Here is an 8,464-nt window from a genome sequence, read left to right as displayed (position 1 = left end):
GTTCTGGAGATTGCCATCGCTGGCAAGCCAGCTCCTACAGGGGATGTGTGTTGCCCGCGATTGCGTAGGAGCCGGCTTGCTGGCGATGGCGATTTTGATTACGCCGATGCAGCCAATGGTTGTTCGGGGTGCGGCAGGCGGGTTTTGATGGTGTTCTGGAGATTGCCATCGCCAGCAAGCCGGCTCCTACGGGCGATGGCGGTCTTGATTACGCCGGTGCCGTGGCGACGATGTCGTCAATCGAGGCGCCCGCTTCGGCACTGCGCAGGTAGGTCTGGTACAGCGCCGAATAAGCGCCACCCTGATCGATCAATTGGCTGTGAGGGCCTTGCTCGACGAGGCGACCGTGGCGGATGACCGCAATGCGATCGGCATCGCGAATGGTTGCCAGGCGATGGGCGATGATGATGGCCGTGCGACCTTCGCAAAGCCGGCGAAACGCCCGCTGGATGCGGCGCTCGGTATGGATGTCGACGGCCGAGGTCGCCTCGTCCAGCACCAATACCGCAGGGTCCGCGAGGTAGGCGCGCACCAGGCAGACCAATTGTCGCTGGCCATGGCTCAGGTGCCCGCCCAGTGGTCCGACTTCGGTCTGGTATTGGTGCGGCAACCGCTCCAGCACTTCGTCCGCGCCCAGCTCCCTGGCGGCCGCAATCAGGCTCGCGTCGTCGGCGTGGGGAGAGGCCAGGCGCAGGTTGTCGAGAATGCTGCCGCTGAACAACACATTGTCCTGCAGGACCACGCCGACATTACGCCGCAGTTCATGCTGGGTCAGGTTGCGAACATCAATGCCGTCCAGCCTGACGGCGCCCGATTGCACCTCGTAGAAACGCGTCAGCAACTGCACCAGCGTGCTCTTGCCATGGCCCGAGGGGCCGACAATCGCCAGTACTTCACCGGCAGGAATGTGCAGGTCAAGGTCGTTGATCACCGGCGTCGAACTGTTGGCATCGTAGCTGAAGTGCGCCTGTTCAAAGCTCACTTCGCCGCGGGCCCTGCCCACGCGTTGCGGTGTGGCGCTGTCGTTGATTTGCGCGCGCGTGTCGAGCAACAGGAAGATGCGTTGCGCCGAAGCCGATCCGGTGGCGTAGCGCTCGAACAGGTCCGACAGCTCCTGCAATGGCCCGAGGAACAGGAATACATAAAACAGACTCTCGGCGATCTGGCCCACGGTCACGTCCGCCTGCGCCAGACCGTAGGCGCCCACCAGCAACAGCACGGCCATGCCGGCCGAGCTGAGCAGCGCAGTAAAGGGCGCGAACCAGCCAGACCGCAGGCTGCCACGGATCAGCGCCTGATTGAAGTCATCCAGCAGGCCGCGATAGCGCCGCAGGTTCGGCGCTTGTTGCGCACACTGCTGCAACATGCGCGCGCCGCTGACGCTCTCCACCAGATGCGCGGTGAAGCGGCTGCGGTTCTCGGCGACCCTGGCCCAGTTGCGCTGGGAGATGCGTTTGAAACCCCAGGTCGCCAGCACCAGCAGCGGCACCGTCGCAGCGAGGCTGAGAAAAAATCGCGGATCGATTCGCCACAGCATCACCGAGGCCAGCCCGCAGCGCAGCAGTGCGCCCAGCAACTCCGGTGGCCCCTGGATCAACAGCGGCTCAAGGGCATCGACATCACGGTCGACTCGGGAAATGATCCGACCGGCCTTGGTCCGGTCGAAATAACTGACGCTCAAGCTCTGGACATGGGCAAACACCCGCACCCGCAGGTCATTCAGCACCCGGATTGCCGCACTGCCGGCGACGAACTGCGAGACCCCGGCGAGCAGGAAACGCCCCAGCCAACTGGCCGCTAACCCCAGGCCGAGCCAGAGTACCAGGCGCTCATCGAGCAACCAGTGACCGCTCTGTTGAATCAACCCGCGGTCGAGCAGTTCACGGACGAACCAAGGGCGCAGGAACACCGTGAATACCAGCAACAGCTCAATGCCGATGACCGCGAAAATGTGCCGGCGAATCGGCTTCAGCAGCGGTAATAGCCGACTGAACATGCTGCGGTCGAGGGCCTTCTTGGCCAGCATTTCTTCAATTTCGATATCGCTCAAGACTTTGCCGGCGATTGGATTAGCCATGGTCGATCCCTAGCAGGTCGCGATAATCAGGAGAGGTATTCAACAGTTCGGCATGGGTGCCGCTGGCAGCGATCCGGCCGTCCTGAAGCATCAGCACGCGGTCCGCCAGGAGGATGGTCGAGAGCTTGCTGGAGATCACCAGCAAGGTGGTGGCACGCCCCTGTTCACGACGCAGTTGGCGAATGTTGTTCAGCACCTGGCGTTCGCTGATCGCATCCAGCGCGCTGGTGGCATCGTCCAGGCACAGGATGTCCGGCTCGCCGAGCAACGCACGGGCCAGGCTCAGGCGCTGGCGCTGACCGCCAGAGAGCGTCACGCCACGATCACCCAGCGGCGTGGCCAATCCCTGGGGCAGGCGTTCGAGTACATCTTCCGCGGCGGCCAGGCACAGCCCGTGAAGCAATTGTTGATCGCTGGCGTGCGGTGCCGTCAGGCGCAGGTTGGCTGCGAGGGTGTCGGAAAACAGAAAGCTTTCCTGGGGGACCACGTGAACCCGCCGCCTGAGTTCGTCCAGCTTCAACTGACGAATGTCCTGCCAGCCGGCGCTGTCCGAGCCCAACGACAGGCGCCCGGAGCTGATGTCGCTCAGGCGTGGCAGCAGGCTGACCAACAGGCTTTTGCCGGTGCCGGTCGCGCCGACCAGCGCGACGATTTCGCCCGGGCGCAGGGTCAGCGAACAGTCCTGCAGGATATCCAGGCCGCCGCCGGGAGCGCTGACGCAGACATGCTCGAGCTTCAAGCCCAGCGGCGTGTCGGGCAGGCTGGCATTGCCGCTGCGGATGGCGGCCGGCTCGTCCAGCAGTTGCCAGATCCGCTCGGCGCTGGAGCGCGCGTCGGCGAACGTCTGCATGACGCGGCCGATGCCCTCGATGCGAAACACCAGGGTGGTGGCAATCAGCAGCGATGTGACCAGCTCACCGATGCCCAGCCGTTCGCTTGCCACCAGGTGGGCGCCGTAAACCAGAATCCACACATGCCCCAGCGCGACGACAGCCTGGGGCAGCGGTATCCGCGAACTGGAATAGGCGAGGGCGTCGCGGGCGTGGTCGGCGAACACCGCTACTTGCGTGGCGAAACGCTGGATGCGGTGGTGTTCCAGGCCAAACGACTTGATCACCCGCACGCCGCCAATACCTTCGCTGAGGTCCTGGTTGACCCGGTCGTAGGCTTGGCCAACGGCCCGGTCGAGACTGACCAGACGTTCGGTCTGGCGCACAAAGATCCACAGGCCGAACACCGTCAGCAAGAGTGGAACCAGTCCCAGCAACGGGTTGTACCAACCCAGCAGGCCGACGGTTGCCAGTACCACCAGCGGCGTTTCCACCACCTGCCGCCAGAAGCTGATCAGGGCATCGCGAACCTTGTCGGCATCACGGGTGGTGCGGGTGATCATTTCCCCCATGCCGTGTTGCCAGTGGTAGCCCAGGTGCAGTGTCTGTACCTGTTGCAGGATACGTTCACGCAGGCGCGTCAGCAGTTCCTGGCTGAGCACCAGCGACAACACGCTCGCGGCGTACTGCAACACGCCACGGCCCAGGGCGACGGCGAGCATCAGCCACAGCCAGTACCAGCCAAGACTTGCGTCGAGGCTGCCATCGGCTTGCCGGATCACCGCGCGACCGGCGCTGACATCGTTCACCGCGTGTCCGATCAGCCATTGTTGCCAGACCAGCCCGAGGTTCGCTGCAATGAACAGCACCGCCACCAGGGCGAAGCGCCAGGGCATTTCCCGATAAATCGCCAGGCAGCGTAATAGGGGATGTTTTTCGATCATGTAATAGCTCTGCAGGAGCCGGCTTGCCGGCGATGGGGCCTTTGGATTTGTACCGGTATTGACGACGCCATCGCTGGCAAGCCAGCTCCTACAGGTCGGTGTGACGTTCGATCTCGTAGGAGCCGGCTTGCCGGCGATGGGGGCCGTCAGATCTATGCCGGGCTGGTGGCGCCCTGTTTTTCCTTGGCATTGAGGATCGCGGTGTATTCACCCGGATCGACACCATTGAGGTAGTAGTTGCCGACGTGATGCAGGCGCCAGCGGATCGGATCGTGAGTGGTGTGGACCCGGGCGTTGCGCCAGAAGCGGTCGAGGTTCCACTTGGTCAGCGATGAACTGGCACCGAGCAGGGAGAAGATGTCACTGGAGATTTTCAGCGAGGCCGCGTCGGAGTGGGCGCGGGCGGTGGCCACCGAAAGAATCAGCTCGTCCTGCAACGCTTTGTTGTCCGGGTCCAGTTCGTGCTGGTCGAACACTCGCGCTGCGTCACGCAGCAGTGATTGCGCCCCACGCAAGGCCACGGCGTATTCACCGATCTGCTTGATGATGTGCGGCTCCTGATTGGCGTGGTCGACACCGCTTTCCACCCAGGGGCGGGCGTTGTGATTGAGGTAGTCCACCGCTGCCGACAACGCGCCTTCGGCAATGCCGGTGTCGATGGCGGCATGAAGAATCTGCGGGAAGGTCAGGCCGGTGCGCTTCATCGGTCCCTTGCGCTGGGAGACGAAGCCTTCGTCGAGTTCGATGTTGTCGAAGATCACTGTGCCGCTGACCGAGTTTTTCTGGCCGAAGGCTTCCCAGTCATCCACCAGGGTCAAGCCTGACGCATTGCGATTGAGCAATACGCCGGCGCCGCCGTCATCGCTGGCGGCGGTCAGGGAAATCCACTCGGCCAGGTAGGAACCGGTGGAGTAGAACTTGCTGCCATTGAGGATCAACTTGCCGTCGGCACGCCGTTCGACCCGGGTCTTGAGCGCAAACTTGTTCTTGCCGCCCACTTCAGCCAAGGCGTTGCCGAAACGTTTGCCGGCCAGCACATCGCGGATCAACCGGTCGCGGATGTCGTCGGAGTAGCCGGTGAAAATCCCGCGCAGCATGACGTTGTGGATTTGCAGCAACTGACCGACACCGCCGTCGGCGATTGAAATGAGGCGCACGGTTTCGACGATGGTTTCCACCGAGGCACCCAGTCCGCCAAATGCCTTGGGAACGCCAATGGCGGTCAGGCCGCTTTCGGACAACAGTTGCGCCTGCCGCCGGGGCAGTTGGCCGTTCTGACTGGCATCGGCGGCGATTTCGGCGATCTCCACGGCGATCTCCTTCGCCACGGCGATGGCTTGGGCTTCGCTCTGAAGCAAGCGGATTGGAGCCTGCTCCTGGATCAGTTGCCCGGCGGGGTTGTGTTCGACCTTGCTCATTGATGTACCTCTGATAATTGATCGGCTGATGGCCACGAAAATCACACCTGTCCCCTGTAGGAGCCGGCTTGCTGGCGATTGGCCTTCGAGCCTTGCGCTGATCCCGTCGACGCCATCGCCAGCAAGCCGGCTCCTACAGGGGGGGAGTTTTCCGGGCGTTGTGAGGGGCTGAGCAAGTTCTGCGCCAAGGGCTTTGGAGTCTGTTGACGCAGGGTTTATCAGTCTGCGAGAGGCACGGGTGCTGCTGTAGAAGCAGCCCCCTGCTCGATCAGCAGCAGTCGCCGCGCAATGCTGCTGGCAGGCCAGCAACTGAAGGCAGTCGGGCATCAGGGAACAGGCGCAAAGCCCCATAAACCGGGGCTTTCGTTTCTTGGCACGGGCGCTGCAATAGCTCCGGCAACAGTCACTTGCCAACCCAGATGGAGCTGCCCATGACGCTTGCTGCCAAACACACCCGACCCGACACCACAGCTGAACTCGAGCAGATCTGGTTCACCCGTTGCCCCGTGCCGACGGCTTCCGGAATCGCCTACAAACTCGGCTGGCTCAGTGAAGAGTTCGCTGCCGACGGCCTGCCGGTTTCGACCTTGCAGGAGGCCCGTCAACTGGGTCATCACCACTACGATCACGAACTGCCAGGGCTGTTTCGCGAAGGCGGAAACGTCCCGGCATTGGCCGCGCGGGCGGCCGGTGCGCCGAGTCGCCTGATCGGCCTGACCTGGATCGAAGAATGGCAGACCATCCTGGTTCGCCCCGACTCCGGCATTCGTCATCCGCAAGACCTCAAGGGCAAGCGCCTGGCGCTGCCAGCCTGGGGTGAAACCCGTCCGGGGAGCATTGCCCGGGCCATGAGCCTGCACGGTTACAAAGGCGCGCTGAGCCTGGCCGGACTGGGGTTCGACGATGTCGAGCTGGTGGAAGTCGCGTTGCAGGATCAGGAACGCGCGGCGAGCCCGCAAGAGGGCTTGCAACGATTGTGGTCGGGCCTCGATTACCTGGTGCGCGGTGAGGTGGACGCGGTCTACGTCAAAGGCGCTTCCGCCGCTGATGCCGCGCGGCGTCTCGGGCTGGTGGTGGGCATCGACCTGGACCTGATCGCCGAGCCCCGGTATCGCATCAACAACGGCACGCCGCGTCCGATTACCGTCCACCAGAGCCTGCTCGACAACCATTTCGACCTGGTGGTGCGTTTTCTCGCCCAAACCCTCAGCGCCGCTGATTGGGCCGCCAACAATCGGGAGGCGCTGAACGCCATTCTCGAGGAAGAAACCCGCGCCGGCAGCGCCGGGGTCGCCGAGGCCTATCGCGGCGAATTCCACACCACGCTGGCGCCGGACCTGTCCTCAGAGCGACTGGAATTTCTCGATACCCAGAAAGACTTTCTCTATCTGCACGGCTTCCTGGAACGCGATTTTTCCATCGCCGACTGGGTCGATCCGCGCCCATTGCAAGCCGCCCATGAACTGTTGGCCAAGCGCCGCGCCTGAATCCGGAGATCTGCCATGACCACTCTCGTCTACGAAAAACCAATCAACGAACAACTGATCAGCGAAGAATTGAAGAACTTCATCGACAAGGTGCTGATCGAGGCTGAAGAAGCCTTCACCGTGTTCCGTGAAACCAACACCATCACGGCTAATGGCACCGTCGGTTTCATCGAACGTGTGCCGGGCCAGGAGCTGCTGGTGTCGGTCAACTATGGCGGGCCGTGGAACTACCGCAAACCACTGCAGGCCACAGTCACCGACTTTGCAGGCAAAGTGATCTACGGCAAAGGCAAGGGCGGTTTGGGTCGCTACACCAAACTGTTCCAGCAGCACGCCGACATCACCACCGTGTCCCATGTGCACTCGCCGTACCTGGGCGCCTGGGCGCAGACCCATCGCACGCTGCCGTTCCACTACGTGCCGGTACAGCGATATCAACTGGCGCGGGAACTGCCGGTGTACATCGACCGACGTCAGCCGGAAGTCGATTTCATTCTCGACAAGATTGCCGAAAGCCCCTTCAACCTGGCGATCCTGGAAGCCAATGGCGGTTCCACCGTGTGGGGCAAGCAAGGTTTGCGCGCCACTGCTGAATTCATCCTGTTGCTGGAAGAGGGCGCGCAACTGCAATTGCTCGCCGATTCCCTGGGCGGCTCCCGCCCCTATGGTCCGGGCGTTCTGACCCAGCAATGGAAAATGAGCGGCCTGTACGACAAAGCCACCGAATTGGGCCTGGTACCAGCCATCGACCGCCGCAGCTGACAGGTCAAATTGCTGGTCACCCCAAATCCTTGTTGGAGCTGGCTTGCCAGCGATGGCTGTCGTGAAGTTGGCGCAAGGTTCAAGGGCCCCATCGCCAGCAAGCCGGCTCCTACAGGGGCGTGTTCGCAAGATTGAACTGTAGGAGCTGGCTTGCCAGCGATGGCGGTCGTGAGGTTGGCGCAAGGTCCGAGGGCCCAATCGCCAGCAAGCCGGCTCCTACGAGGGCGTATTCGCAACATTGAACTGTAGGAGCTGGCTTGCCAGCGATGGCGGCCGTGAGGTTGGCGCAAGGTCCGAGGGCCTCATCGCCAGCAAGCCGGCTCCTACAGGGGCGTGTTCGCAAGATTGAACTGTAGGAGCTGGCTTGCCAGCGATGGCGGTCGTGAGGTTGGCGCAAGGTCCGAGGGCCCAATCGCCAGCAAGCCGGCTCCTACGAGGGCGTATTCGCAACATTGAACTGTAGGAGCTGGCTTGCCAGCGATGGCGGCCGTGAGGTTGGCGCAAGGTCCGAGGGCCTCATCGCCAGCAAGCCGGCTCCTACAGGGGCGTGTTCGCAAGATTGAACTGTAGGAGCTGGCTTGCCAGCGATGGCGGTCGTGAGGTTGGCGCAAGGTCCGAGGGCCCAATCGCCAGCAAGCCGGCTCCTACGAGGGCGTATTCGCAACATTGAACTGTAGGAGCTGGCTTGCCAGCGATGGCGGCCGTGAGGTTGGCGCAAGGTCCGAGGGCCTCATCGCCAGCAAGCCGGCTCCTACAGGGGCGTGTTCGCAAGATTGAACTGTAGGAGCTGGCTTGCCAGCGATGGCGGTCGTGAGGTTGGCGCAAGGTCCGAGGGCCCAATCGCCAGCAAGCCGGCTCCTACAGGGGCGTGTTCGCAAGATTGAACTGTAGGAGCTGGCTTGCCAGCGATGGCGGTCGTGAGGTTGGCGCAAGCCCCGCAGGCGCC

5 protein-coding genes are annotated in these 8,464 nt (G+C 62.8%); 2 read left to right on the top strand and 3 right to left on the bottom strand.

What is annotated here, in order from left to right:
• Window positions 1-208: 208 nt before the first annotated feature.
• From KGA88_RS22100 to KGA88_RS22090, 3 genes are all read right to left on the bottom strand, one after another.
• A complete protein-coding gene (locus KGA88_RS22100) occupies window positions 209-2,077 on the bottom strand; it encodes an ABC transporter ATP-binding protein (protein WP_223594292.1) in 1,869 nt (622 codons plus the stop codon).
• The gene (locus KGA88_RS22095) at window positions 2,070-3,851 is read right to left on the bottom strand and encodes an ABC transporter ATP-binding protein (protein WP_223594290.1); all 1,782 of its coding nucleotides are present in this window, start codon (window positions 3,849-3,851) and stop codon (window positions 2,070-2,072) included. Before KGA88_RS22095 ends, KGA88_RS22100 begins: the two co-directional genes overlap by 8 nt.
• 152 nt (window positions 3,852-4,003) lie before the next feature.
• On the bottom strand, window positions 4,004-5,269 hold the full coding sequence (locus tag KGA88_RS22090) for an acyl-CoA dehydrogenase family protein (protein ID WP_110662095.1): 1,266 nt from the start codon (window positions 5,267-5,269) through the stop codon (window positions 4,004-4,006).
• A 431-nt stretch (window positions 5,270-5,700) separates the two neighbouring features.
• Here KGA88_RS22090 and KGA88_RS22085 point away from each other — a divergent pair, with 431 nt between their 5' ends.
• Together KGA88_RS22085 and KGA88_RS22080 are read left to right on the top strand one after the other, a co-directional pair.
• Window positions 5,701-6,756, top strand: coding sequence for an ABC transporter substrate-binding protein (locus KGA88_RS22085; RefSeq protein WP_223594288.1), 1,056 nt, complete (start codon window positions 5,701-5,703; stop codon window positions 6,754-6,756).
• 15 nt (window positions 6,757-6,771) lie between these two features.
• Window positions 6,772-7,518: a class II aldolase/adducin family protein gene (locus tag KGA88_RS22080; protein ID WP_223594286.1), complete on the top strand. Its 747-nt coding sequence runs from the start codon at window positions 6,772-6,774 to the stop codon at window positions 7,516-7,518.
• The last annotated feature ends 946 nt before the right edge of the window (window positions 7,519-8,464 follow it).

Origin of the sequence: Pseudomonas sp. A-R-19, from assembly GCF_019956575.1 — a bacterium.
Classification (GTDB): domain Bacteria; phylum Pseudomonadota; class Gammaproteobacteria; order Pseudomonadales; family Pseudomonadaceae; genus Aquipseudomonas.
The sequence above is the reverse complement of the archived record's forward strand: the minus strand, read 5'-3'. Positions and strand labels throughout refer to the sequence as shown.